This window comes from Pseudomonas sp. 09C 129 (assembly GCF_002843625.1).
In the GTDB taxonomy this organism is placed as follows: Bacteria; Pseudomonadota; Gammaproteobacteria; order Pseudomonadales; family Pseudomonadaceae; genus Aquipseudomonas; species Aquipseudomonas chlororaphis.
In genome coordinates this window covers 5,685,485-5,709,242 of record NZ_CP025261.1, presented here as the reverse complement: position 1 = coordinate 5,709,242, position 23,758 = coordinate 5,685,485, and the positions used below count along the sequence as shown (strand labels likewise).

At 62.4% G+C, this 23,758-nt stretch carries 22 protein-coding genes; 9 read left to right on the top strand and 13 right to left on the bottom strand.

Annotated features, from left to right (window positions below):
* Positions 1 to 10: 10 nt before the first annotated feature.
* From cpaB to CXQ81_RS25415, 8 genes are read left to right on the top strand one after another with little or no spacing between them, the layout of a single operon-like run.
* The gene (gene cpaB / locus CXQ81_RS25450; protein ID WP_009045266.1) at positions 11 to 817 is read left to right on the top strand and encodes a Flp pilus assembly protein CpaB; all 807 of its coding nucleotides are present in this window, start codon (positions 11 to 13) and stop codon (positions 815 to 817) included.
* A 37-nt stretch (positions 818 to 854) separates the two neighbouring features.
* A complete protein-coding gene (locus tag CXQ81_RS25445) occupies positions 855 to 2,192 on the top strand; it encodes a TadE/TadG family type IV pilus assembly protein (RefSeq protein WP_101338888.1) in 1,338 nt (445 codons plus the stop codon).
* An 8-nt stretch (positions 2,193 to 2,200) separates the two neighbouring features.
* A complete protein-coding gene (locus CXQ81_RS25440) occupies positions 2,201 to 2,671 on the top strand; it encodes a TadE/TadG family type IV pilus assembly protein (RefSeq protein WP_101338887.1) in 471 nt (156 codons plus the stop codon).
* The gene (locus tag CXQ81_RS25435) at positions 2,671 to 3,174 is read left to right on the top strand and encodes a TadE/TadG family type IV pilus assembly protein (protein WP_053262384.1); all 504 of its coding nucleotides are present in this window, start codon (positions 2,671 to 2,673) and stop codon (positions 3,172 to 3,174) included. Before CXQ81_RS25440 ends, CXQ81_RS25435 begins: the two co-directional genes overlap by 1 nt.
* Positions 3,168 to 4,385, top strand: a complete 1,218-nt coding sequence (locus tag CXQ81_RS25430) for an AAA family ATPase (RefSeq protein ID WP_101338886.1) — start codon at positions 3,168 to 3,170, stop codon at positions 4,383 to 4,385. The genes CXQ81_RS25435 and CXQ81_RS25430 overlap by 7 nt, the downstream gene beginning before the upstream one ends.
* A 3-nt stretch (positions 4,386 to 4,388) precedes the next feature.
* Positions 4,389 to 5,822 (top strand): CpaF family protein, encoded by a 1,434-nt coding sequence (locus CXQ81_RS25425; RefSeq protein ID WP_101338885.1) that lies wholly within the window; start codon positions 4,389 to 4,391, stop codon positions 5,820 to 5,822.
* 2 nt (positions 5,823 to 5,824) lie between these two features.
* Positions 5,825 to 6,811, top strand: coding sequence for a type II secretion system F family protein (locus CXQ81_RS25420; RefSeq protein WP_101338884.1), 987 nt, complete (start codon positions 5,825 to 5,827; stop codon positions 6,809 to 6,811).
* A gap of 27 nt (positions 6,812 to 6,838) precedes the next feature.
* Entirely contained in the window at positions 6,839 to 7,810 is a 972-nt protein-coding gene (locus CXQ81_RS25415) for a type II secretion system F family protein (protein ID WP_007931083.1), read from the top strand.
* Between the two features lie 74 nt (positions 7,811 to 7,884).
* Here CXQ81_RS25415 and CXQ81_RS25410 read toward each other — a convergent pair whose 3' ends face one another.
* The 3 genes from CXQ81_RS25410 to CXQ81_RS25400 form a co-directional block, all read right to left on the bottom strand.
* Positions 7,885 to 8,157, bottom strand: coding sequence for a DUF3613 domain-containing protein (locus CXQ81_RS25410; protein ID WP_062824881.1), 273 nt, complete (start codon positions 8,155 to 8,157; stop codon positions 7,885 to 7,887).
* 2 nt (positions 8,158 to 8,159) lie between these two features.
* A complete protein-coding gene (locus tag CXQ81_RS25405) occupies positions 8,160 to 8,882 on the bottom strand; it encodes a lipopolysaccharide assembly protein LapB (RefSeq protein ID WP_101338883.1) in 723 nt (240 codons plus the stop codon).
* A 107-nt stretch (positions 8,883 to 8,989) separates the two neighbouring features.
* Positions 8,990 to 10,237, bottom strand: a complete 1,248-nt coding sequence (locus CXQ81_RS25400; protein ID WP_101338882.1) for a type II and III secretion system protein family protein — start codon at positions 10,235 to 10,237, stop codon at positions 8,990 to 8,992.
* A gap of 514 nt (positions 10,238 to 10,751) precedes the next feature.
* Here CXQ81_RS25400 and nadA point away from each other — a divergent pair.
* The gene (gene nadA, locus CXQ81_RS25395; protein WP_101338881.1) at positions 10,752 to 11,810 is read left to right on the top strand and encodes a quinolinate synthase NadA; all 1,059 of its coding nucleotides are present in this window, start codon (positions 10,752 to 10,754) and stop codon (positions 11,808 to 11,810) included.
* Between the two features lie 62 nt (positions 11,811 to 11,872).
* Here nadA and CXQ81_RS25390 read toward each other — a convergent pair whose 3' ends face one another.
* The 10 genes from CXQ81_RS25390 to CXQ81_RS25345 form a co-directional block, all read right to left on the bottom strand.
* The gene (locus CXQ81_RS25390) at positions 11,873 to 12,361 is read right to left on the bottom strand and encodes an RDD family protein (RefSeq protein ID WP_009045255.1); all 489 of its coding nucleotides are present in this window, start codon (positions 12,359 to 12,361) and stop codon (positions 11,873 to 11,875) included.
* Positions 12,362 to 12,459: 98 nt separating this feature from the next.
* Positions 12,460 to 12,672, bottom strand: a complete 213-nt coding sequence (locus CXQ81_RS25385; RefSeq protein WP_007931076.1) for a cold-shock protein — start codon at positions 12,670 to 12,672, stop codon at positions 12,460 to 12,462.
* A gap of 393 nt (positions 12,673 to 13,065) precedes the next feature.
* The gene (gcvT, locus tag CXQ81_RS25380) at positions 13,066 to 14,190 is read right to left on the bottom strand and encodes a glycine cleavage system aminomethyltransferase GcvT (protein ID WP_101338880.1); all 1,125 of its coding nucleotides are present in this window, start codon (positions 14,188 to 14,190) and stop codon (positions 13,066 to 13,068) included.
* A 41-nt stretch (positions 14,191 to 14,231) separates the two neighbouring features.
* The gene (locus tag CXQ81_RS25375; protein WP_101338879.1) at positions 14,232 to 15,608 is read right to left on the bottom strand and encodes an L-serine ammonia-lyase; all 1,377 of its coding nucleotides are present in this window, start codon (positions 15,606 to 15,608) and stop codon (positions 14,232 to 14,234) included.
* 159 nt (positions 15,609 to 15,767) lie between these two features.
* On the bottom strand, positions 15,768 to 18,626 hold the full coding sequence (gene gcvP, locus CXQ81_RS25370) for an aminomethyl-transferring glycine dehydrogenase (protein WP_101338878.1): 2,859 nt from the start codon (positions 18,624 to 18,626) through the stop codon (positions 15,768 to 15,770).
* Between the two features lie 9 nt (positions 18,627 to 18,635).
* Positions 18,636 to 19,019 (bottom strand): glycine cleavage system protein GcvH, encoded by a 384-nt coding sequence (gcvH, locus tag CXQ81_RS25365; protein WP_007931060.1) that lies wholly within the window; start codon positions 19,017 to 19,019, stop codon positions 18,636 to 18,638.
* A gap of 434 nt (positions 19,020 to 19,453) precedes the next feature.
* Positions 19,454 to 20,962, bottom strand: a complete 1,509-nt coding sequence (locus tag CXQ81_RS25360; protein WP_101338877.1) for a sigma-54-dependent transcriptional regulator — start codon at positions 20,960 to 20,962, stop codon at positions 19,454 to 19,456.
* 235 nt (positions 20,963 to 21,197) lie between these two features.
* Positions 21,198 to 21,560, bottom strand: a complete 363-nt coding sequence (locus CXQ81_RS25355; RefSeq protein ID WP_053262373.1) for a DUF5064 family protein — start codon at positions 21,558 to 21,560, stop codon at positions 21,198 to 21,200.
* A 63-nt stretch (positions 21,561 to 21,623) separates the two neighbouring features.
* Positions 21,624 to 22,553: a carbamate kinase gene (gene arcC, locus CXQ81_RS25350; protein ID WP_007926268.1), complete on the bottom strand. Its 930-nt coding sequence runs from the start codon at positions 22,551 to 22,553 to the stop codon at positions 21,624 to 21,626.
* 145 nt (positions 22,554 to 22,698) lie between these two features.
* Complete coding sequence (locus CXQ81_RS25345; RefSeq protein WP_007926269.1) at positions 22,699 to 23,709, bottom strand: ornithine carbamoyltransferase; 1,011 nt, start codon at positions 23,707 to 23,709, stop codon at positions 22,699 to 22,701.
* Positions 23,710 to 23,758 lie beyond the last annotated feature (49 nt).

Below are 23,758 nucleotides of genomic sequence, written 5' to 3'. Positions count from 1 at the left end.
AGATTTCGACATGAGTTCTCGTACTTTCACTCTGGTGACCCTGTCCGTGGTTCTGGGCCTGGGCGCGGCATGGATGGCCAACACCTGGCTCAATGCACGGCTCAACGCCACCCCCGACGATAACCAGCAGAACGTGGTGGTGGCGACTGTGGAAATCGCTTTCGGGCAAATGGTCGAGCCACAGCAGGTCGCGCTGGTCCGTATGCCCAAGGAAACGGTGCCCGAGGATGCTTTCGATGCGACCGAGAAGGTGGTGGGCAAGATCGCCACCTTCTCCATGCTGCGCGGCGACATCCTGCGCGGTGCGCGTCTGGCCGAACACCTGGGCGGCAGCACCCTGGCGTCGCTGATCGAGCCCACCAAGCGCGCGATCTCGGTCCGGGTGGACGACGTGGTCGGCGTGGGTGGCTTCCTGTTGCCGGGCAACCGGGTCGATGTGCTGGCTACCCGGCAGACCGGCAATACCGGCGATGCCGAATCCAAGACCATCCTGGAAGACTTGCGGGTGCTGGCGGTGGACCAGACGGCCAGTACCGACAAGACCCAACCGGTGGTCGTGCGCGCCGTGACCCTGGAAATGACCCCCCAGCAGGCCGAGGAACTGGTCAAGGGGATGGCGGCCGGCAAGCTGCAACTGGCCCTGCGCAATCCGCTGGACAACCAGAAGCAACCGGCGATGGTCGAGCCGGTCGCCATGATCCAGGAAGTGCCTGCCCCGCCAGTGGTTCGGCCGATTGTCCGGCGTCGTCCCAGCGGCGATAGCGGGATCACGGTGATCCGCGGGATCGAGGTCAACGTTGTGAAGTCCCAGCTGTAAATGATCGGGTACGACATAGACGAACAATGAGGGCTTGATGATGAGTGCGCGTATCCAACAGCCATTGAGTGCATTTCCACGGCAGCAGCGCGGCGCAATGCTTGTACTGGTGGTGATTGCCCTGGCCGCGATGCTGCTAATGGGGGCCCTGGCGTTGGATGGCGGCCATATGCTGGTGAACAAGTCCCGCCTGCAAAATGCAGTGGATGCCGCGGCGCTGAGCGGTGCCAAGACCCTCAGTACGGTAATGGGTACCACGGGAGCCGCCAGCCTGGCGCAGAACGCTGCGCTCAATACCCTGACCCTGAATGCCAATGCCAGCGGCAATCAGGAGCTGGCCACCGCCATCGCCAACAATGTCGGCGGCTTTGCCACGGTGGAGTTGGCGTCCACTGTCTATGGGCCTTTCTCTTTCCCGGGGCCGGCCAATGCGAGTTACGTGCGGGTGACGGTCACCAACTATTCCCTGGCCGGATTCTTCTGGGGCGTCTTTCAGACCCTGGGCAATGGGGTCGGTAACAAGTTCGTGAGTGCGGTCGCTACCGCCGGGCCCAGCCCCGCCAGCCCTTGCGACCTCACACCGCTGATGGTGTGCGGCGACCCGACGAAAAACAACCCGTCCACCGGGATGTTCTGGGGGTTCCAGTTCGGCGATCCGCAGGTGCTGAAAACCGCCGCAGGCAACAGCTCGCCGATTGGCCCCGGCAACTTCCAATTGCTCGATTTCGGCTCCGGCGGCAGCACGGTCAGGCAGGGCTTGGCTGGCGGTATCAGCCAGTGCAACAGCGTCGGTTCGAATGTCCAGACCAAGCCGGGGAATACCGTGGGGCCTGCCTCGCAGGGCCTCAATACACGCTTCAACCAGTATTCCGGCGGTCTCAAGGCTGCGGACTATCCACCGGACCTGGTGATCACCACCAACCCCAAGTCGTTCACTTACGACGATGCGCTCGCACAGATTCAGTACAACAATCAGGCGGTTACCTCCAGCAGCGGCAATTTGTCCGCGGGTGGCAGCGCCTTGTACGACTACAACAACTGGGTGCAGGACTCCGCCAACTGCGTTGCCGGTAGCGGTGGTGGCTGCCAGAGCGGTGGGTCGTTCGAGCGGCGGATCATCAAGATCGTGATCGGTGACTGTTCGGGCAAGAACGACGGGGCGTCCTCGATACCGGTGTTGGGTTTCGGCTGCTACTTCGTCCTGCAACCGGCGTCGCAAAAGGGCAATGAGTCGCAGATATTCGGTCAGTTCGAGAGTGTGTGCGAAGGCGACAACGTGCCGGGTCCCAACCCGGCCAATACCACCGGGCCGCAGATCATCCAGCTGTACAAGACCTATATCGACAACAGCCAGACGCCAAGTACCGATTCTTAGGAGGCTTTATGGGACGCAGAGGATTCAGGTCGCCGCGCAACCAGGGCGGCTTGGCGATGGTGGAGCTGGTATTGACGTTGCCGCTGCTGCTGTTGCTGATGCTGACCTTCGCCGAGTTCGGCCGCATGTTGTTCCAGTACAACAGCCTGATGCAGGCCAGTCGCGATGCCGGGCGTTATGTCGCTGACAAGGCGTGGAACGCCACCCTCGGCAAGCTCGACCTGAGCGGCACGCTGCAGACCCAGGCCAAGAACGTCGCTGTCTATGGCGTGCCCGCCAACCCCAATGGCTACCCGGCGGTGGTGTCGGGGCTGACGCCGGCGAATGTCACGGTCACCACGGTGGGAGCCCAGCATGTCCAGGTCAGCATTACCTACACCTATGTGCCGGTGATCGGCAGTGCCTTGCCCGCCTTGTATGGCAGCAACGTGCCGCTGGGCCTGGCCTTGACTTCCACTGTCGTCATGAGGGCCTTGTGATGAACGTCAAAGGTATGCGTGGGCTGTACACCGTCGAGTTCGCGATCACCAGCCTGGTGCTGTTCACCGTGCTGTTCGGTGTGCTGGAAATGGGCCGGCTGTATTTCACGGTCAATGCCCTGAATGAAACCGTGCGCCGCGGTGCGCGTCTGGCGGCAGTGTGCGATATCCAAGATCCGGTGATCCTGCGTCGGGCGATGTTCAACGCTTCCACCGACGGCGGCCCGAGCAGCCTGCTCAATAACCTGACGGCTGCCAACCTGAACCTGGTTTATCTGGACGCCAACGGCGCGGTCGTCACCAGCCCCAACGATCTGAGCGGTACCGGCGGCTTTGTCGCCATTCGTTATGTCCAGCTACAGGTATCCAATTTCAGTTTCAATCTGCTGATTCCTGGGTTCAACGGGGTGTTTGTCTTACCGGTATTCAGGTCGACCGTGCCACGTGAAAGCCTCGGTCGGCAGCCCCAGGCAGCAGTCACACCGGAGATCACGCCATGTTGAGTACCCGAGAAGCGCCCGTCGCTGCCGCTACTGAAAAGCAAGGCAAACGCCTGCTGATCAGTGGGCGCGACGTGACCACCTTGAATCATCTGAAAGCGTTGAGCCAAGGGTTGCCGAACTTGCAGGTAACCACTCGCCTGGTGAGCAACGGTCATACCGATCCGCTGTATGGGCTGGAGCAGATGCCCGACTTCCTGCTGTTGCGCGTCAGCCATCTGTGGCGCGAAGAGCTGGCGGCCTTGTTGCAGCATCCGCTCAAGGAGCGCCCACCGCTATTGGTCTGCGGCCCGCTGGATGAGCGCGAGGGCATGCGCCTGGCGATGCAGGCCGGCGCCCGGGACTTTCTCCCCGAGCCGGTAGCGGCAGAAGAGTTGCAGGCGGCCATCGGCCGTATGCTCATGGAGGCCAATGCGGAGCAGGGGACCGGTGGCAAGCTGATTGCGGTGATGAACGCCAAAGGCGGTTCGGGAGCCTCGATGCTGGCTTGCAACCTGGCGCATCAGCTCTCCATCCGCGGTGGCAGGACCCTGCTGCTGGACCTGGACCTGCAGTTCGGCAGCGTGGCGCATTGCCTGGATGTGGTGCCTACCCACAGCCATGTGGATGTACTGAAGCAGATCGAGTCCCTGGACAGCATCGCCTTGCGTGGCTATTGCAACCACTTCAGCCCGACCCTGCATGTGCTGGGCGGGCGTACCGGGGAGCTGTGCCTGACGCAGGATGTGCACCTGGACCAGCTGGAAAAACTGTTGCGCCTGGCCCGTGGGACCTACGACTGGGTCGTGGTGGATCTGCCACGACAGATCGATCACCTCACCGGCGTCACGCTCGAACAGGCCGATCGCATCTACGTCGTGCTGCAGCAGAGCCTGAGCCACCTGAAGGACGGTACCCGCCTGACCCGCATCCTGCGCGACGACCTGAATGTGCAGAGCAACCGGATACAGGTGGTGGTCAACCGCTACAACAAGGCCTCGCCAGTGAGCCTCAAGGATATTGCCGATGCCCTGCGCTGCACGACCCTGCAAGCCGTGCCCAATGACTATGCGGTGGTCAGCGAGAGTCAGAACACCGGTGTGCCGCTCGAGCTGCATGCGCCACGTTCGGGGGTGACCCTGGCCCTGCGCGAGGTGACCCAGAACCTGATCGGAATCGAGGTCGCCGAGAAGAGTTTGTTCAAACGTACCTTCAATCGTCTGTTCGGAGGCTAGGCCATGCTCAGCGACTTTCGTAATCGCCTGCGTCAGCAACCCGGTAGACAGGCACCGGCAGAAACGCAGGACGCGTCCCTCGACGGCAAAGAGTGCGCCAGCGTGCTCATGGCCTGGGAGGCCAGTGTGCCGGACCTGCTCTATGAAACCAGGACCAAGCTTGGCCCGATGGAGGCCGAGTGGCGGGAAAAGATCTACCAGCAGTTGCTCAAGGTCATGGACCTGTCGCTCCTTGATTCCCTGGAGCCGGCCGAAGCCGGGCGGCAGATCCGCGACATCTGCCAGCGCCTGCTCGACGAGCATTCGGCGCCGGTCAATTCCAGCAGCCGTCAGTTGATCCTCAAGCAGATCGCCGACGAGGTGCTTGGCCTCGGACCTTTGGAACCGCTGCTGAACGATGCGAGTGTGTCCGACATCCTGGTCAACGGTCATGCCTCGGTGTACGTCGAGCGCTTCGGCAAGCTGCAAAGAACGGATGTGCGTTTTCGCGACGACCAGCACCTGCTGAATATCATCGATCGCATCGTTTCCAGCCTGGGGCGGCGCATCGATGAGTCCTCGCCGCTGGTGGATGCTCGCCTGAAGGACGGTTCGCGGGTCAACGCCATCATTCCACCGCTGGCCATCGACGGGCCGAGCATGTCGATCCGCCGCTTCGCCGTGGATTTGCTCAACACCGAGAGCCTGGTGCAGATGGGTACCCTGACCCCGGGCATCGCCCTGATGCTCAAGGCCATCGTCCGCGGCCGGCTGAATGTCCTGATCTCCGGGGGCACCGGCAGCGGCAAGACCACCATGCTCAACGTGTTGTCCAGTTTCATTCCGCACAACGAGCGGATCGTGACCATCGAAGACTCGGCCGAGCTGCAACTGCAGCAGCCCCATGTGGTACGCCTGGAAACCCGTCCGTCGAACATCGAGGGCCGTGGCGAGGTGGGCCAGCGGGAGCTGGTGCGCAACAGCCTGCGTATGCGCCCGGACCGCATCGTCATCGGTGAGGTGCGTGGCGCCGAGGCGCTGGACATGTTGACGGCGATGAATACCGGCCACGACGGCTCGCTGACCACCATCCACGCCAACACCGCCCGCGATGCCCTGGGACGGATCGAGAACATGGTGTCGATGACCGGGGCGACCTTTCCGATCAAGGCCTTGCGTCAGCAGATCGCTTCGGCCATCGGTGTGGTCATCCAGTTGGAGCGGCAGGAGGACGGCACGCGGCGGCTGGTCAGCGTGCAGGAAATCAACGGCATGGAAGGGGAAATCATCACCATGACCGAGATCTTCTCTTTCGTGCGCAGTGGTCTGGGCGAGAAAGGCGAGGTCCTGGGCGAATTCCGCCCCACCGGCATGGTTCCGGCGTTTCGCGATGTGCTGGCCAAACGGGGCATCGAGCTGCCGCTCAGCCTGTTCCGGCCAGACTGGATGGAGGGCTAGTCATGCATCAGATCCCCAGCGAGTTCATCCTGGCGTTTCTCGGCATGGTGTTCACCGCCATATTCCTGCTCAGCCAGAGCCTGGCGGTGCCGGTGTTCGGCGAGGCCGGCAAGGTGCGCAAGCGTATCCGCAGTCGCCTCGACCTGCTGGAACGGGCCAGTAACCTGGAGAACATGCAGTCGGTACTGCGCCAGAAATACCTGCGTCGCCTGTCCCCGCTGGAGGCGCGTCTGGAGCAATTGCCAGCGATGGAGGCCCTGGCGCAGATGATCGAGCAGGCCGGGCATGAGTACCGCGCCTATCGGGTGCTGATGCTCAGCCTGGTCCTGATGATGGTGGCTGGCATGGGGACGTGGCTGTTCACGCAGCTGTGGTGGGCGGCGCTCCCGGCTGCTGCTATGGCCTTCTGGCTGCCGGTGTTGAAAATCTCCCGGGACCGCAACAAACGCTTTGCCCTGTTCGAGGAGCAATTGCCGGATGCGCTGGATGCCATATGCCGTGCGCTGCGTGCCGGACATCCGTTCAACGAAACCCTGCAGTTGGTGGCCGACGAGCACAAGGGGCCGGTTGCCCACGAATTCGGCCTGACCTTTGCCGACATCAACTACGGCAACGATGTGCGTCGGGCCATGCTTGGCCTGCTGGAACGCATGCCGAGCATGACCGTGATGATGCTGGTGACCACTGTGCTGATCCATCGCGAGACGGGCGGCAACCTGACCGAGGTACTGGATCGTTTGAGCAGCCTGATTCGCGGCCGCTTCCGCTTTCAGCGCAAGGTCAAGACGCTCTCGGCCGAAGGGCGCATGTCGGGCTGGATCCTGGTGGCGATGCCTTTTGTACTGGCGGCGGGGATTGTGCTTTCGAGCCCGACCTATCTGCCTCTGCTCATCAATGAGCCACTGGGGCAGAAGATGGTGCTTGGCGCGTTTGTGGCGATGCTGGTGGGAATCTTCTGGATACGCAAGATCATCCGGATCCAGGTGTGAGCACAATCACTCGTAGGGGGTGAGGTCATGGAGTATCTGCTGAGTCTGATTAAAAGTGTGGTCGGTAGCGAGCAACTGGCCCGCCTGCTGTTCGCCGGGGCCATCGGCCTGAGCGTGGTGCTGGCCGTGGCGACCCTGATATTGCTGGTGCAGGGGTTGCAGGACCCGGTGCACCGCCGTCTTCTGCTGATCAAGCGCGGTCATGGCGGCGATGGTCACCGGCAGCAGGGGGCGCCGAGCAACCTGCAATTGATGCTGGAGCAGGTCGGCCAGCGTTTTGCCTCCGGTGAACAGGAGCAAGCCTCGGCGACCCGGACCTTGCTGATCCATGCGGGCTTTCGCTCCCCGGCCGCTGTCCAGATGTACTGGGCGGTGCGCCTGCTGACACCGTTGGCATTGGTGGCGCTGGCGGTCTTGGCGCTGCCGCTGATACCGAAGGTATCGCTGCTTCTGGGGACGGGGCTGGTGATCCTGGCGTTGGGGGTAGGCTGGCTGGTACCGGCCATCTATGTCGACAGCCGCAGGAACGCGCGGATGACCCGTTTGCTCGTCGCCTTTCCGGATGCGTTGGACTTGATGGTGGTCTGCGTGGAGTCAGGCCTTGCCTTGCCCCAGGCGATCGAGCGGGTATCGGAAGAGATAGCGGTCAGCCAGCCTGAGCTGGCCATGGAGCTGGCACTGGTCAACTCCGAGATCCGGGCCGGGATTCCCAGTACCGAAGCGCTCAAGCATCTGGCCGAGCGTACTGGGCTGGAAGACATTCGCGGGTTGGTGAGTCTGCTGGCGCAGAGCATTCGCTTCGGGACCAGCGTGGGGACGACCCTGCGTGTCTATGCCGAGGAGTTTCGTGACCGGCGCACCCAGCAGGCCGAAGAGAAAGCCGCGAAAATCGGCACCAAGCTGGTGTTCCCGCTGATCTTCTGCCTGTGGCCAAGCTTCTTTCTGGTAGCCATAGGACCGGCGATCATCGGCGTCTTCAAAGTATTCGGGAAGTTATAAAAGAGGGGAGGGGCAAGGGCCATCGGCATAGATGGCATTGCCCCCTCTGAACTGAACGCCATCGCGACTTGCTGTCACTTCGAACCACCTGACCCACCCGAACCTACGTACTCTTTGTAGTACTCGGGGATCGGGTGTTTGTAGTTGTCCAGCCAGCGCTGCAGGGTCAGTTCCCGTTCGCTGGGCGAGGCGTTCTGTGGGATGGGCGACTTGACCTGGTTACGACTCTGCAGCAGCAGCCAGGTTTCGGTCGACTGTTGTGACAGGGAGGCCGGGCCGGGTTCGATCGCCTGGGTCACCAGCGGAAGAAGCAAGAGTCCCAGGCAGCTAAGCGTTTGGTATTTCATCACTACCTCTGCGTTATTGGTTGATTGACACTCGATGGCGACGAATCCGTTGCAGTGACTGCCTGATCCTTAGCTGACTTCTTCGTCGCGTTCCTGAGTTTTTCGGCCCGCTCCTTGGCACTGGTGACTTGTTCGGGTTTCAGGCCGGCACGATTGACCAGGTCCGAGGCCTGTTTCCAGTTGCCTTGATAAATCAGCAAGGTCACCAGGTTGAGGGTTGCCAGCTGGTTGTCCTGTTTCAGCTCCATGGCCGTGAGGAACTCAAAGCGGGCCTGGTTGGTATTCCCCTGGTTGAGGTAGACCACCCCCAGGTCGTTGCGGATTTTCTCGTCGGTGGGGGACAGGCGTGCCGCTCGTGTCAGATGTTCCAGGGCCTGCGCGTTATCGTTGCGTGAGGCTGCCAGTTGGCCCAGGCCATGCTCGCCTTCGGCGACCAGGCAGGTGCTGAGCAGGCTGCGGTACAGGGGTTCGGCCTCGCTTTGGCCGAGTTGGCGATAGATCTTGGCCTTGCGCATGCGCACCTGTGGCAGGTCTTCCGGCAGGCGTTGCAGATTGGCCAGGCCGGCGTGCAGCTTGCCTTCGTCGATCATGTCGTCGGCCAGGCTCAGCGACAGTTCCTGATCCGAATCCAGCTTGCTGCAGGCCTGCTTCGACCAGCTACCGCCGCCATTCGTGGCGCAGCCGCTGAGCATGAGCAGCCCTAACGCCGCAATGACTACTTTCATTTTTCCCTCCTGGAACAATCCGATTGTCGAGGAATGGCCAACACCGGACTTGCCGAGTCCGGTGTCATTGCGCCTGAGTGTGGTGAGCAACGAACCAGGTCCCTGGTTCATTGCGAAAGCCCGCTGGCGGCCTGGTCAAAATTGCCGTTTTCCAGGAAGTACAGACGGAACCAGTTCGGGTCGTAGTTGCGCAGTGGCTCGCCAGGCAGTGTTGGCAGCTTGGCATTGACCGCCAGCGGTTGCACCAGATGCGGAGTGACGATCATCAGCAGTTCTTTCTCTTCGCGCCTGATCGAAGAATCACGGAAAAATGCCCCCAGGATCGGGATCTCTCCCAGGCCGGGGAACTTGCTCACGGCCGTGCTATTGGTGGTGCTGATCAGGCCGCTGATCACGAAACTCTCGCCGTCGGCCAGGGAGATGCTGGTGTCGGTGCGACGCACAACCAGGGCTGGCACCGAGATATCGTTGACGGTAATCCCGTTGGTGAAGTCCAGTTCGCTGACTTCCGGGGCGACCTTCAAGGCGATGCGGTTATTTCCGACGATTGTGGGGGTCAGGGTCAGGCGAATACCGAATTCCTTGTACTGGATGGTAATACTGTCGCTGCCGCTGCTGGGGACCGGGATCGGCACTTCACCACCGGCCAGGAAGCTTGCGCTCTGTCCGCTCAGTGCCACCAGGCTCGGACGCGCCAGGGTATAGGCAAACCCACTGCCTTCCAGGGCGTTGATCAGCCCAAGGACGTTACCGCCGCCAATGCCGATATTAAACATGCCGTTGTTGAGCGGTATGTTCGGCCTGAGGCCACCGATATTGCCGGGCGTCACCGTCGTCCCCACCGGGGCGGTGCCCGGGGAGCTGAACAGAAAGTTACCGCTCTTGCCGAAGATCGAGGTGCCGGCCTCTTTCAGCTTGGTGCGGCTGACTTCGACAAAGCGGATATCGGTCTGCACCTGGCTGGCCAGAGCCGGATCTTCGGAAGGGGGTAATAGCGAGCTCACCATTGAATGGGGGCCTTTGCCCTGGACGAACACCATGCTCTGGCGAGGTTCCTTGTCGCAGGCTGTCCAGACCATCAGGCTGGTGGCGCCGGGCGCAATACCCGTCAGCAGGTACGAATCCCGTCCATTGAGATACACATCGGCAATTTTCGGGTCGCCCACGGCCAACCGGGTAATGGCGACGGGGGAGTGCATTATCGTCTGCTGACCCTCTCCCACTTCCACCGTCGACGGCAGTGGCTGCAATCCAGCGCAGTTATTTGACGCCGCCATGGCCATTCCGGTGGGAAGACCAGCGACAATCAATGTCCACGCCACTCTCCTGAGCACCTGTACACAATCACTGTTCATGCACTGCTTCCTTGTTTGGGCTGGGGGAAACCGCAAGGGCCGGTCAGCAGGGATCATTTCTCCGTCATCTGAACCAGAGCCCGCCAAGTGTTGCTGCAACCAACCAGCAGTTAGCTGTTTCTGTAACTGACGTTAGCGCAGAAAGGTAAAATTGCTATGAAGTGTAAAAAAACGCTTGGTCGATCGAGGGGATTCACCGCCAGGCCGAGACTCGCCTGCATGCAATGCGCATAAATGGTGCAAGTGCGCGTTGCGCGTCACTGAACCGTTTGCGCTGTCGGGGCTGCAATTGGCAGGCTTTCATGCCCTTGACCGATGCCTGCTCCATGCCGGGGCGAGCCGTGTGACACAGGTCAGAATCATCTTTTACATCAAGGGGATATTCTGTAGCCTTGCGCAGTTTCAACGCTGCACCTACCTGATGAATACTCACTCTCCCGGCGGTACCCTCAATGGGTCCGGAGCCGGGTGTATACTCGACTTTCGCGCATAAGCGCCCGCAGGTCTTGCGATCATGACGCACATTTCCGAACGCCTTCTGGTTCAGGCCCACCTTGACGCCAAACAGCCCAAGCCGCTGACGGCCGCAGAGGAAGCCCATTACCGTACCGCGATTGCTGCCGAGCTCAAGGCTCAGGACGCCGTGCTGGTGGCTCACTTCTACTGTGATCCGGTGATTCAGGCCCTGGCCGAAGAGACCGGCGGCTGTGTGTCCGACTCCCTGGAAATGGCCCGTTTCGGCAACGCTCACCCGGCCAAGACCGTGGTGGTTGCCGGTGTCAGGTTCATGGGCGAGACGGCGAAGATCCTCAACCCCGAAAAGCGGGTGCTGATGCCTACCCTGGAAGCCACCTGCTCCCTCGACCTGGGGTGCCCGGTGGAAGAGTTCTCGGCGTTCTGCGACCAGCATCCGGAACGCACCGTGGTGGTCTATGCCAACACGTCGGCGGCGGTCAAAGCCCGTGCTGACTGGGTAGTGACCTCCAGTTGTGCCCTGGAAATCGTCGAAAGCCTGATGGATAACGGCGAAACCATCATCTGGGGGCCGGACAAGCACTTGGGCACCTACATCCAGCGCCAGACCGGTGCCGATATGCTGCTGTGGGACGGTGCCTGCATCGTCCACGAAGAGTTCAAGTCCAAGCAACTGGAGGACATGAAGGCGCTGTATCCCGATGCGGCCATTCTGGTCCACCCTGAGTCGCCAACGTCGGTGATTGAGTTGGCCGATGCGGTGGGTTCCACCAGCCAGCTGATTGCCGCCGCGCAGCGCTTGCCGAACAAGACGCTGATCGTGGCGACCGACCGCGGCATCTTCTACAAGATGCAGCAGCTGTGCCCGGACAAGGTGTTCATCGAGGCGCCAACGGCCGGTAACGGTGCGGCTTGTCGCAGCTGCGCCCACTGCCCGTGGATGGCCATGAACACCCTGGAGCGCACCTTGCAGAGCCTGCGTGAGGGCAGCAACGAGATATTCGTCGACCCGGCGTTGATTCCCCAGGCCATTCGTCCGCTCAAGCGCATGCTGGATTTCACTCAGGCGGCGCGGATGAAGCTGGCGGGCAATGCCTGATCGCCTTCGACAAGCGCACAGAAAAACGCCCCGAGATTCGGGGCGTTTTTCTGTGCGGCGGATTATTTTTTCTGCTTGGGAATGCGCACGATCTGGCTGGAAGAGTAGATGTCGTGCCAGCTGCGCTTCTGCTTGTCTACCAGGATCCAGATGAAACCCAGCCCGGCGCACAGCCAGGAAGCGATCGAGACCATGAAGCGCAGGAGGGCCTGCCACAGGCTGATGCGGCTGCCGTCGGCGTTCTGCACACGAATGCCCCAGACCTGCATGCCTAGGGTCTGGCCGGAATGGGTCCAGAACTTGGCGAAGAAGGCGAACAGCACGAACAGCAGGACGGTCGAGTAGAGCGGATCGCCGTCCAGGGCGCCGGATTCGGTCAGGGTGCGCATCCGGGTTTCACCGAGGATCTGCAACTGGATGAACTTGTAGATGCCGCCCGTGACGATCAGCAGTGCGGTGCACAGCAGGAAATCGTAGAACATCGCTGCCAGACGACGGCCCAGGCCAGCGGCGGGGAAATCGCCCTGGGGGGTTAGCAGGTGCTTCGGCATCACAGGCCTCTCGATCGAAAGAAAGAAGCCATTTTACGGAATTGCGCGCACAAAAAAGCCCCTGATGTCAGCATCAGGGGCTTTTTCGTTACAGACGATCAGCCTTCGGCTTGAACTTCGTCAGCCTGCATGCCTTTTTGGCCCTGCACAGCGATGAAGGTCACTTTCTGGCCTTCTTTCAGGCTCTTGAAGCCGTTGCCCTGAATAGCGCGGAAATGCACGAACAGATCCGGACCGCTTTCTGGAGTGATAAAACCAAAACCTTTCTCGTCGTTAAACCACTTGACGGTACCGCTCTGACGTTGGGACATTTCTTATTTCCTTTGACGCTAAAAAATTAATGACAGTCTCTTTCTCATGAAGGAGTACTGGGCTGGGTTGCAGGAAAGTAAGAGACGTCGAACGGGTTGTAGCAAACTTGTTAGCTACTGCCCAGGTCACGATTCCAAGCGACCCATGCAAACACAGTGGGGAAACTCTACGCCAACTATGGGAGAAAAAACAAGCCCTGCGAAACCCCGGTTTTCCTCAGCTTGGTGGCTGTTTGCCGGAACTAGGCATCTGGGCTTATTCGATAGGGTCGTTCAATTGTTTTCAACTGTTATAAGGCAAGTTCAATATCGAAGATATGCACTATTTTATGGCGGTTGCGTTACAGATTAGTGCACTTTTAACGCAACCGCGTTACTTATAGAAACAGTTGATCAACCACGATAGTAGCGTTGTGCAACGAATGGCATTTTGCTTACACGCATTGGCACCTTTTTCCCACGAACAATTGCCCAAACTGGCGTATCGAGTGCGACATAAGCGCTATCGATGTAACCCATGGCCAACGGACCACCCAGGGTCGGGCCAAAACCGCCGCTGCAGACACTACCGATCACCTCGCCCGCTTCGTTGACGATCTCCGCACCTTCACGCACCGGTGTGCGTTCCTGGGGCAGCAGGCCCACGCGTTTGCGCTTCACGCCATTGAGTTGTTGGGCGAACACCTGTTCCGCGCCTGGGAAGCCGCCAGCCCGCGCGCCATCGGCGCGCCGTGGCTTGGAGATGGCCCACAGCAGGCTGGCTTCGATCGGCGTGGTCTGGCTGTTCATGTCATGGCCATACAGGCACAGGCCGGCTTCCAGGCGCAGCGAATCCCGGGCGCCGAGGCCGATGGCGGCCACTTCCGGTTCGGCCAGCAGGGCGCGGGCCAGGGTTTCGGCGTCAGCCGCCGGTACCGAGATTTCGAAACCGTCTTCGCCGGTGTAGCCCGAACGGCTGACAAAGCAGTCCACGCCCAGCAGCTTCACGCGGGTGAATTGCATGAAGGTCATCTTCGCCACTTCCGGCGCCAGGCGCGCCAGCACGGTGACGGCTGCCGGGCCTTGCAGGGCGAGCAGGGCGCGCTCCTCGAACAGCGGCTCGATGCTGCACAAATGGCCGATGTGCTGGCGCAGATGGGCCAGGTCCTGGTCCTTGCAGGCGGCGTTGACCACCAGGAACAGCTCGTCGTTGCCCAGGTTGGCGACCATCAGGTCGTCGAGGATGCCGCCGTTTTCATTGGTGAACATGGCGTAGCGCTGCATGCCCACGGGCAGGTCGATGATGTCCACCGGCACCAGGGTTTCCAGGGCCTGGGCGGCCTTGGCGCCGGTCAGGCGGATCTGGCCCATGTGCGAGACGTCGAACAGGCCGGCCTGCTCGCGGGTGTGCTGGTGTTCTTTCATCACGCCCAGCGGGTATTGCACGGGCATGTCGTAACCGGCGAACGGCACCATGCGCGCGCCGAGTTCGAGGTGCAGCGAATGCAGCGGGGTCTTCAACAGTGTTTCGGTGGACATGTTCAGCTCCTGGGTAAACGTGAGATGCGTATGTGCGTGCATCAGCACTCGATGATGTTGACGGCCAAACCGCCGCGGGCGGTTTCCTTGTATTTGCTTTTCATGTCGGCGCCGGTCTGGCGCATGGTGCGGATCACCTTGTCGAGGGAGACGAAGTGCTGCCCGTCGCCACGCAAGGCCATGCGCACGGCGTTGATCGCCTTGACCGAGCCCATGGCGTTGCGCTCGATGCAGGGCACCTGCACCAGGCCGCCGATTGGGTCGCAGGTCAGGCCGAGGTTATGTTCCATGCCGATCTCGGCGGCGTTTTCCACTTGTTGCACCGTACCGCCGAGCACTTCGCACAAGGCCCCGGCCGCCATCGAGCAGGCCACGCCGACCTCGCCCTGGCAGCCGACTTCGGCGCCGGAGATGGAGGCGTTTTCCTTGTAGAGAATGCCGATGGCGGCGGCGGTCAGCAGGAAACGCACCACCCCGTCTTCGTTGGCGCCGGGGATGAAGCGCATGTAGTAGTGCAGCACTGCCGGGATGATGCCGGCGGCGCCATTGGTGGGCGCGGTGACGACGCGCCCGCCGTTGGCGTTTTCTTCGTTGACCGCCAGGGCATACAGGTTGACCCAGTCCAGTACCGACAAGGCGTCGCGCAGGGCCGCCTCGGGGTGCTTGCACAGCTGGCGGTGGAGGGCGGCGGCACGGCGCTTGACCTTCAGGCCACCCGGCAGGATCCCTTCGTTGCGGCAGCCGGCATCCACGCAGTCCTGCATCACTTGCCAGATCTTCAGCAGGCCGGCACGGGTTTCCGCTTCCGGTCGCCAGGCACTTTCGTTGGTCAGCATCACCTGGCTGATGGACAGCCCATAGGTGGTGCAGTGACCGAGCAAGTCCTTGGCGCTCTTGAAGGGGAAGGTCAGCTTGGTGGTGTCTTCGACGATGCGGTCGGCACCGGCGGCGTCCTCGTCGACCACGAAGCCGCCGCCCACCGAGTAGTACTCGCGGCTGCGGATCTGCAATCCGGCGGCATCGAAGGCGCGGAAGATCATGCCGTTGGGGTGGTAGGCCAGGGGTTTGCGGATCATGGCCAGGTGTTCTTTCTCGTTGAACGCGATGAGGTGTTCGCCGAGCAGGGTCAAGCGTCCGCTGCTGCGTATTTCCTGCAGGCGAGCGGCGATGTTTTCGGTATTCACGGTATCCGGGTGTTCACCTTCCAGGCCCAGGAGTACGGCCTTGTCGCTGCCGTGGCCCTTGCCGGTGGCGCCGAGCGAGCCGTACAGCTCGACCTTGACGCAGGTGGTGGCGCCCAGCAGTCCGTCGCGCCGCAGGCCTTCGACGAAGCGCGCGGCCGCGCGCATCGGGCCAACGGTGTGGGAGCTGGAGGGGCCGATGCCAATCTTGAACAGGTCGAACACGCTCAAGGACATGTTGGTTCTCCGGTTTCTTATTGTGTTGATCGGCACGCACGGGGGAAGCGGGTATTGCGGTTCGGTCTGGCCGGTATTCGTCGCCAGCCGCCTCGCTCCTACAGGTATACGCAGAAACCGTAGGAGCGAGGCTTGCCCGCGATGGACGGCGATGCCGTCTTAGGCGTCCTGATAGCTTTCGATCGACGGGCAGGCGCACACCAGATTGCGGTCGCCGAACACGTTGTCGACGCGGCCGACCGGAGGCCAGTACTTGCCTTCGATCAGCGAGGCCACCGGGTACACCGCCTGTTCACGGCTGTAGGGGTGCGACCACTCGCCAACGATTTCCGCTGCGGTGTGCGGGGCGTTTTTCAGCGGGTTGTCGTCCTTGTCCAGGCTGCCGTTTTCCACCGCGCGGATTTCTTCGCGGATGCGGATCATGGCGTCGCAGAAGCGGTCCAGTTCTTCCCTGGATTCGCTTTCGGTCGGCTCGATCATCAGGGTGCCTGCCACCGGGAACGACATGGTCGGGGCGTGGAAGCCGAAGTCGATCAGGCGCTTGGCGACGTCGTCGACGCTGATGCCGCTGCTGTCCTTGAGCGGGCGCAGGTCGAGGATGCACTCGTGGGCCACCAGGCCGTTGCTGCCGGTGTAGAGCACTGGGTAGTGTTCTTCCAGGCGACGGGAGATGTAGTTGGCATTGAGGATCGCCAGCTGCGAGGCACGCTTGAGGCCTTCTCCGCCCATCATGCGGATGTACATCCAGGTGATCGGCAGGATGCTCGCGCTGCCGAACGGCGCGGCGCAGACCGCGCCTTCCTTGCGTTCCATGGCCGCGTGGCCAGGCAGGAACGGCGCCAGGTGCGACTTGACGCCGATCGGGCCGACGCCCGGGCCGCCACCGCCGTGGGGAATGCAGAAGGTCTTGTGCAGGTTCAGGTGCGACACGTCGCCGCCGAACTTGCCCGGGGCGCAGAGGCCGACCATGGCGTTCATGTTGGCGCCGTCGATGTACACCTGGCCGCCGTTGTCATGAATGATGCCGCAGATTTCGCGGATGCCTTCCTCGAACACGCCGTGGGTCGACGGGTAGGTGATCATCAGCGCGGCGAGGTGCTCGCGGTGCTCGATGGCCTTGGCCCGCAGGTCTTCGATATCGACGTTGCCACGGGCGTCGCAGGCGGTGACCACCACGCGCATGCCGGCCATGTTGGCGGTGGCCGGGTTGGTACCGTGGGCGGACGAAGGGATCAGGCAGATGTCGCGACGGTCGTCGCCACGGCTCTGGTGATAGGCACGAATGGCCAGCAGGCCCGCGTATTCGCCCTGGGAGCCGGCGTTCGGCTGCAGGGACACCGCGTCATAGCCGGTGGCGGCGCAGAGCATGGCTTCCAGTTCGCTGGTCAGTTGCTGGTAGCCGGCGCTTTGCTCGGCCGGGGCGAACGGGTGCAGGGCGCCGAATTCGGCCCAGGTGATCGGGATCATTTCGCTGGCGGCGTTGAGCTTCATGGTGCACGAGCCCAGCGGGATCATGGTGCGGTCCAGGGCCAGGTCTTTGTCCGCCAGCTTGCGCAGGTAGCGCATCAGCTCGGTTTCCGAGTGATAGCGGTTGAACACCGGATGGCTGAGGATCGCCGACTGACGCACCAGCGCCGCCGGGATACGGCTCTGTACCGTACTGGCCAGCGCGGCGAAGTCCGGTAGCGCCTGACCGTCGGCCAGCAGGCTCCACAGCGCTTGTACATCGGCCTGGCCGGTGGTTTCGTCCAGCGACAGACCCAGGCGTTCGGTGTCGATCACCCGCAGGTTGATGCGCTGGGCGCGGGCCTTGTCGTGCAGCGCCGCGGTGCGTGCGCCGGTGTGCAGGGTCAGGGTGTCGAAGAAGTTTTCCTGCTCGACCTTGATCCCCAGCTTGCTCAGGCCCTGGGCCAGGATCGCGGTCAGCTGGTGGATGCGCCGGGCAATCCGGCTCAGGCCTTGGGGGCCGTGGTACACGGCGTACATGCTGGCGATGTTGGCCAGCAGCACCTGGGCGGTGCAGATGTTGCTGGTGGCTTTCTCGCGACGGATATGTTGCTCGCGGGTCTGCATGGCCAGGCGCAGCGCCGGCTTGCCGAAACGGTCCACGGACACCCCGACAAGACGGCCCGGCATGTCGCGCTTGAACGCGTCCTTGGTGGAGAAGTAGGCCGCATGCGGGCCACCGAAGCCCAGCGGCACACCGAAGCGCTGGGCGCTGCCGATGGCCACGTCGGCGCCGAATTCACCCGGAGGGGTCAGCACGGTCAGCGCCAGCAGGTCGGCGGCGACCGCCACCAGGGCGTTGGCGGCGTGGAAGCGCTCGGTCAGCTCGCGGTAATCGAACAGATCACCGTTGCTCGCCGGGTATTGCAGCAGGGCGCCGAAGAACGGGCTGACATCGGTCAGTTTGCGCTCGTCGCCGACCACCACGTCGATGCCCAGCGGCTCGGCACGGGTGCGCAGCACGTCGAGGGTCTGCGGGTGGCAATGGCTGGAGGCGAAGAAGGCGTGGCTGCCCTTGTTCTTGCTCAGGCGCTTGCAGAAGGTCATGGCTTCGGCGGCGGCGGTGGCTTCGTCGAGCAGGGAGGCGTTGGCGATCGGCAGGCCGGTGAGGTCGCTGATCAGGGTCTGGAAGTTCAGCAGCGCTTCCAGGCGGCCCTGGGAGATTTCCGGCTGGTACGGGGTGTAGGCGGTGTACCAGGCCGGGTTTTCCAGGAGGTTGCGCAGGATCGGCGACGGCGTGTGGCAGTTGTAGTAGCCCTGGCCGATGTAGGTCTTGAACAGCTGGTTCTTGGCGGCGATGGCCTTGATCGAGGCCAGTGCGTCGGCTTCGCTCTGCCCGGCGGGCAGGTCGAGGACGCTGGTGCCCTTGATGCTGTCGGGGATCACGCTGGCGCTCAGGGCTTCCAGGGAGTCGAAGCCCAGGCTGTTGAGCATGGCTTGCTCGTCGCCTTGGCGCGGGCCGATGTGGCGCGCGATGAATTCGTTGGCGGTGCTCAGGTTGACTTGAGTCATGGCGGTTCCTCAGGCGTCGGCGTTGGCTTTGATCAGGCGGTCGTAGGCGTCCTGATCCAGCAGTTGGCCGACAGCGGCGGCGTCCGCGGGAATGAAGCGGAAGAACCAGCCTTCGCCCAGCGGGTCTTCGTTGACCAGCTCGGGGCTGGTTTCCAGGGCCGGGTTGGTTTCCACCACTTCCCCGTCCAGGGGCATGTACACGCCGCTGGCGGCTTTTACCGATTCCACGGTGGCGGCTTCGGCGCCCTTGTCGTAGGCCTGCAGTTCCGGCAATTGCACGAATACCACATCGCCCAGGGCGTTTTGCGCGAAAGCCGTGATGCCGACGGTAACGCTGCCATCGGCTTCGGTACGCAGCCATTCGTGATCTTCAGTAAAACGCAACTCGCTCATGGAAACTCCTCAAGGGGCCAGATTCGTCTGGTGGACGCGATTGAATGCTCGTGCAGGGCCGAGCGGAATGGATAAGCCCTTAGCAAAAATGCGGCCAATGTTTTTTAGTTGTTATTAATCAATGAGTTATGAGTTGTTGGTGGTGGCCGAAAGCTAACGGCTGTAGCGAAAACGCTACAGCTGGAGGGCCAGGGAAAAGCCTATGGGGATCAAAGCCTTGCGTAGCGCCGATTACAACTGGCTGTAGCGATATCGTTCCGCTGTAGCGCTTTCAGTACAGGTGGAGGTCGCTTTCAGATGCGACTACGCCACCTGTAGCCGCTGCCGCAGGCAGCGATAAGGCCGAAGGCCTTCGGCGATCTTGAGAGCTTGCGCTCCCTGCGGGAGCGATCGCAGCCTGCGGCAGCGGCTACAACATCAAAAGCCGCGGCGGCTCAGGGCTTGCTGGGGATACCGTATTTGCGCAGGCGATGGGCGATGGCGGTGTGGGAGGTCTGCAGGCGGCTGGCCAACTGGCGGGTCGAGGGGTAGTTGACGTAGAGGCCTTCGAGCAGTGCCTTCTCGAACTCCTCGACGGCCTGTTCCAGGCTTTCGACTTCGGTGTCGTTCTGGCGCGCCACCGAGGTGCCGGCGATATCCAGGTCGCCGATGTCCACCAGGCTGCTTTCGCAGATCGCCGCCGCGCGGAAGATCACGTTCTGCAACTGGCGCACGTTGCCCGGCCAGCGGTTGCCCAGCAGCGCCGGATAGGTGCCGGGCGCCAGGCGGCAGACCGGGCGCTGGATCTGCGCGCAGGCCTGCTGCATGAAGTAGCGCGCCAGCAACAGGATGTCCTGGCCGCGCTCGCGCAGGGGCGGGACTTCCACATTCAGCACGTTGAGGCGATAGAACAGGTCTTCGCGAAAGCTGCCCTCGGCGACCATCTTTTCCAGGTCGCGATGGGTGGCGCTGAGGATCCGCACATTGACCTTGACCTCACGGTCGCCACCCACCCGGCGAAAGCTGCCGTCGTTGAGAAAACGCAGCAGCTTGGCCTGCAAGTAGGGCGACATTTCGCCGATCTCGTCGAGAAACACCGTGCCCTGGTTGGCCAGCTCCATCAGCCCCGGCTTGCCGCCGCGCTGGGCGCCGGTGAAGGCGCCGGGGGCGTAGCCGAACAGCTCGCTCTCGGCGAGGTTTTCCGGCAGGGCGGCGCAGTTCAGCGCCAGAAACGGCGCGCCGTGCCGCGCACTGATGGCGTGGCAGGCCCGCGCCACCAGCTCCTTGCCGGTACCGGTTTCGCCCTGGATCAGCAGCGGCGCATCCAGCGCGGCGACGCGCTGGGCGCGGGCCTTGAGGGTGCGGATGGCCGGGGAGTCGCCGAGCAGGGCATCGAAGCCTTCGGCATGGTCGTGGTGCAGGGCCGACAGGCGTTCGCCGATGCGATTGGGCTGATACAGGGTCAGCAGCGCGCCGGCGTCGGTGATCGGCGTGGCGTCCAGCAGCAGGGTCTGGCCATTGAGAGTGATTTCCCGCAGGGGCAAGCGAAAGCCCTGTTCCAGCAAGGTTTCCAGCAGCGCCGGGTCGTCGAACAGCTCGGCCACGCTTTCCCCGGCCGGCTCGCGGCCATAGAGGGCAATCAGCGCCGGGTTGGCCAGCAGCACCTTGCCGGCGCTGTCCAGGGCCAGCACCGGGTCGGTCATCGCCGCCAGCAGGGCATCGAGCTGCAGGTGGCGGCGCTGGCCGGGCAGGATGTCGACCACCGTCACCGCCTGCACGCCGCGCACGCTGAACAGCGCGTCGCGCAGCTCTTCCAGCACTTGCGGGCTGAGGGTCGGGGCGTCGATGTAGACGTTGGGCGGCACCATCTCCACCGCATCCAGGTTGAGGTTGCGCCCACCGAGCAGGGCCAGGACTTCCTGGGTGATACCGACGCGGTCGATAAAGCTGACGTGGATGCGCATGGGGCGGTCAAGGGTTCTGGAAAACGGAGGGTGGCAAGTATGCCTTGGCGGACGCTGTTTGGTGAAATTCGCCGTGGCCACGGGCTTCTGTAGGAGCGAAGCTTGCTCGCGATAGCCTCAACGATGACGCGGGAAGCCTGGCCTGATACGCCGCGGCGTCCTTGAGTTCATCGCGGGCAAGCCTCGCTCCTACAGGTTAAGCGGGCAGGGGAAGCCCGCGGCCCACGGGCTGGGGTTACTCGAGGTGTTCGGGGTTGACTGGATCCCCGGATTTCATATTCAACTGCACCCGCACATCCTCAAACATCGCGTCGTAATATTTGTGCAGCGAGCCGATGCTGCTCAGTGCCTTGGGAATCCCATACTTCTCGGCGATTTTCGTCACGTTGCTGGCGAAGTTGTAAGCCTGATCCTTGGGCAGAAAGAACGGTTCATCGAGCTCCTTGCCCTGAATCGTTCCATGCATCTTGAACTGCATCCCTTTGCCTTCCTTGGGGTCCTGCGCGACTTCATAGTCGATACAGATGTTGTAGCTGACATCGTCCTTGGTCAGTGCGTGTCGCTCGATGTGTAAATGACCGGGTTCGAACTGGGCCATGGCTCTCTCCTTTACAAGGCATGGGGAGCGGTGCAGGCCAGCGGCCTGCACCCTGAGTTGCTCTTATCGGTAAGTGATGCCCGGCTGGGCCGTGCTGATGCGCGTACCGGCCTTGCCCTGGACGATCGCTTCGATGTCCGAGAGTGAACCGATCACCGCGACTTTTCCAGTATGGCGGGCGAACTCGCAGGCCGCCTGGACCTTCGGTCCCATGGAGCCGGCGGCGAAGCCGAGCTTTTCCATTTCGTCCGGGTGCGCCTGGGCAATGGCTTTCTGCGACGGCTTGCCCCAGTCGATAAAGGCCGCGTTGACGTCGGTGGCGATCACCAGCAGATCGGCCTCCAGCTGTTCGGCCAGCAGTGCCGAGCACAGGTCCTTGTCGATCACCGCCTCGATGCCCCGGAGCTTGCCATCCTCACCGTACATCGTTGGAATGCCGCCACCGCCGGCGCAGATCACGATGCTGCTCTTTTCCAGCAGCCATTTGATCGGGCGGATTTCAAAGATGCGCTTGGGTTTCGGGCTGGCCACCACGCGGCGGTACTTGTCGCCATCGGGGGCGATGGCCCAGCCTTTTTCCTTGGCCAGTTTTTCTGCTTCGTCTTTGCTGTAGACCGGGCCGATGGGCTTGCTCGGGTTCTGGAACGCCGGGTCCTTGGCATCGACCTCGACCTGGGTCAGCAGGGTGGCGAAGGGCACTTCGAAATCCAGCAGGTTGCCCAGTTCCTGTTCGATGATGTAGCCGATCATGCCTTCGGTTTCGGCGCCGAGCACGTCCAGCGGGTAAGGCGACACCGAGGTGTAGGCCGCCGCCTGCAGCGACAGCAGGCCGACCTGCGGACCATTGCCGTGGGCGATCACCAGCTGGTTGCCGGGATGGATCTTGGCGATCTGTTCGGTGGCGATGCGGATATTGGCGCGTTGATTGTCCGCGGTCATGGGTTCGCCCCGGCGGAGCAGGGCGTTGCCGCCCAGTGCGACGACGATACGCATAATGCATTCCTTCCAGAATTCGGTGATCCCGTGGGCGCGTGGCTTGCCTGCGATGGTGGGGTGTCAGGTTGGACGCCTTCGCGGGCGAGCCTCGCGCCTACAGGTCGAGGGCCGACCGCCAGGCGGTCGGCCACGGACGTCGGGGTTACAGGTCGGCCAGGGTCGAGACCAGGATCGCCTTGATGGTGTGCATGCGGTTTTCCGCTTGCTCGAAGGCGATGCAGGCCGGCGACTCGAACACGTCGTCAGTCACTTCGATGCCGTTGGCCAGGTGTGGATACTGCTCGGCGATCTGCTTGCCGACCTTGGTATCGCTGTTGTGGAACGCCGGCAGGCAGTGCATGAACTTGGTCCGTGGGTTGCCGGTGGCCTTCATCAGCTCGGCGTTGACCTGGTACGGCAGCAGTTGCTGGATACGTTCGGCCCAGGCTTCCACCGGCTCGCCCATCGATACCCAGACGTCGGTGTGGATGAAGTCGACGCCCTTGACCGCGGCTTTCGGGTCTTCGGTCAGGGTGATGCGGGCACCGCTTTCTTGCGCGTACTGCTTGCAGCGGCTGACCAGGTCGTCATGGGGCCACAGGGCCTTTGGCGCGCAGATGCGCACGTCCATGCCGAGCTTGGCGCCCACCAGCAGCAGGGAGTTGCCCATGTTGTTGCGGGCATCGCCCAGGTAGGCGTAGCTGATGTCGTGGATCGGCTTGTCGGCGTGCTCACGCATGGTCAGCACGTCGGCGATCATCTGGGTCGGGTGGTATTCGTCGGTCAGGCCGTTGAACACCGGCACGCCGGCGAACTTCGCCAGTTCTTCGACGATTTCCTGCTTGAAGCCGCGGTACTCGATGGCGTCGTACATGCGCCCGAGCACGCGGGCGGTGTCCTTCATGCTTTCCTTGTGGCCGATCTGCGACGAGTTCGGGTCGATGTAGGTGACGTTGGCGCCCTGGTCATAGGCGGCGACCTCGAAGGCGCAGCGGGTACGGGTCGAGGTTTTCTCGAAGATCAGGGCGATGTTGTTGCCCTTGAGGTGCTGCTGCTCGGTGCCGGTGTACTTGGCGCGCTTGAGGTCGCGGGACAGGTCGAGCAGGTAGCGCAGTTCGCGCTCGGTGTGGTGTTCGAGGCTGAGCAGGTTACGGTTGTGGATATTGAACGCCATGATGATTCTCCAGGGATTCTGTACTCGGCCCGGCCAGCACCGCAGAGGT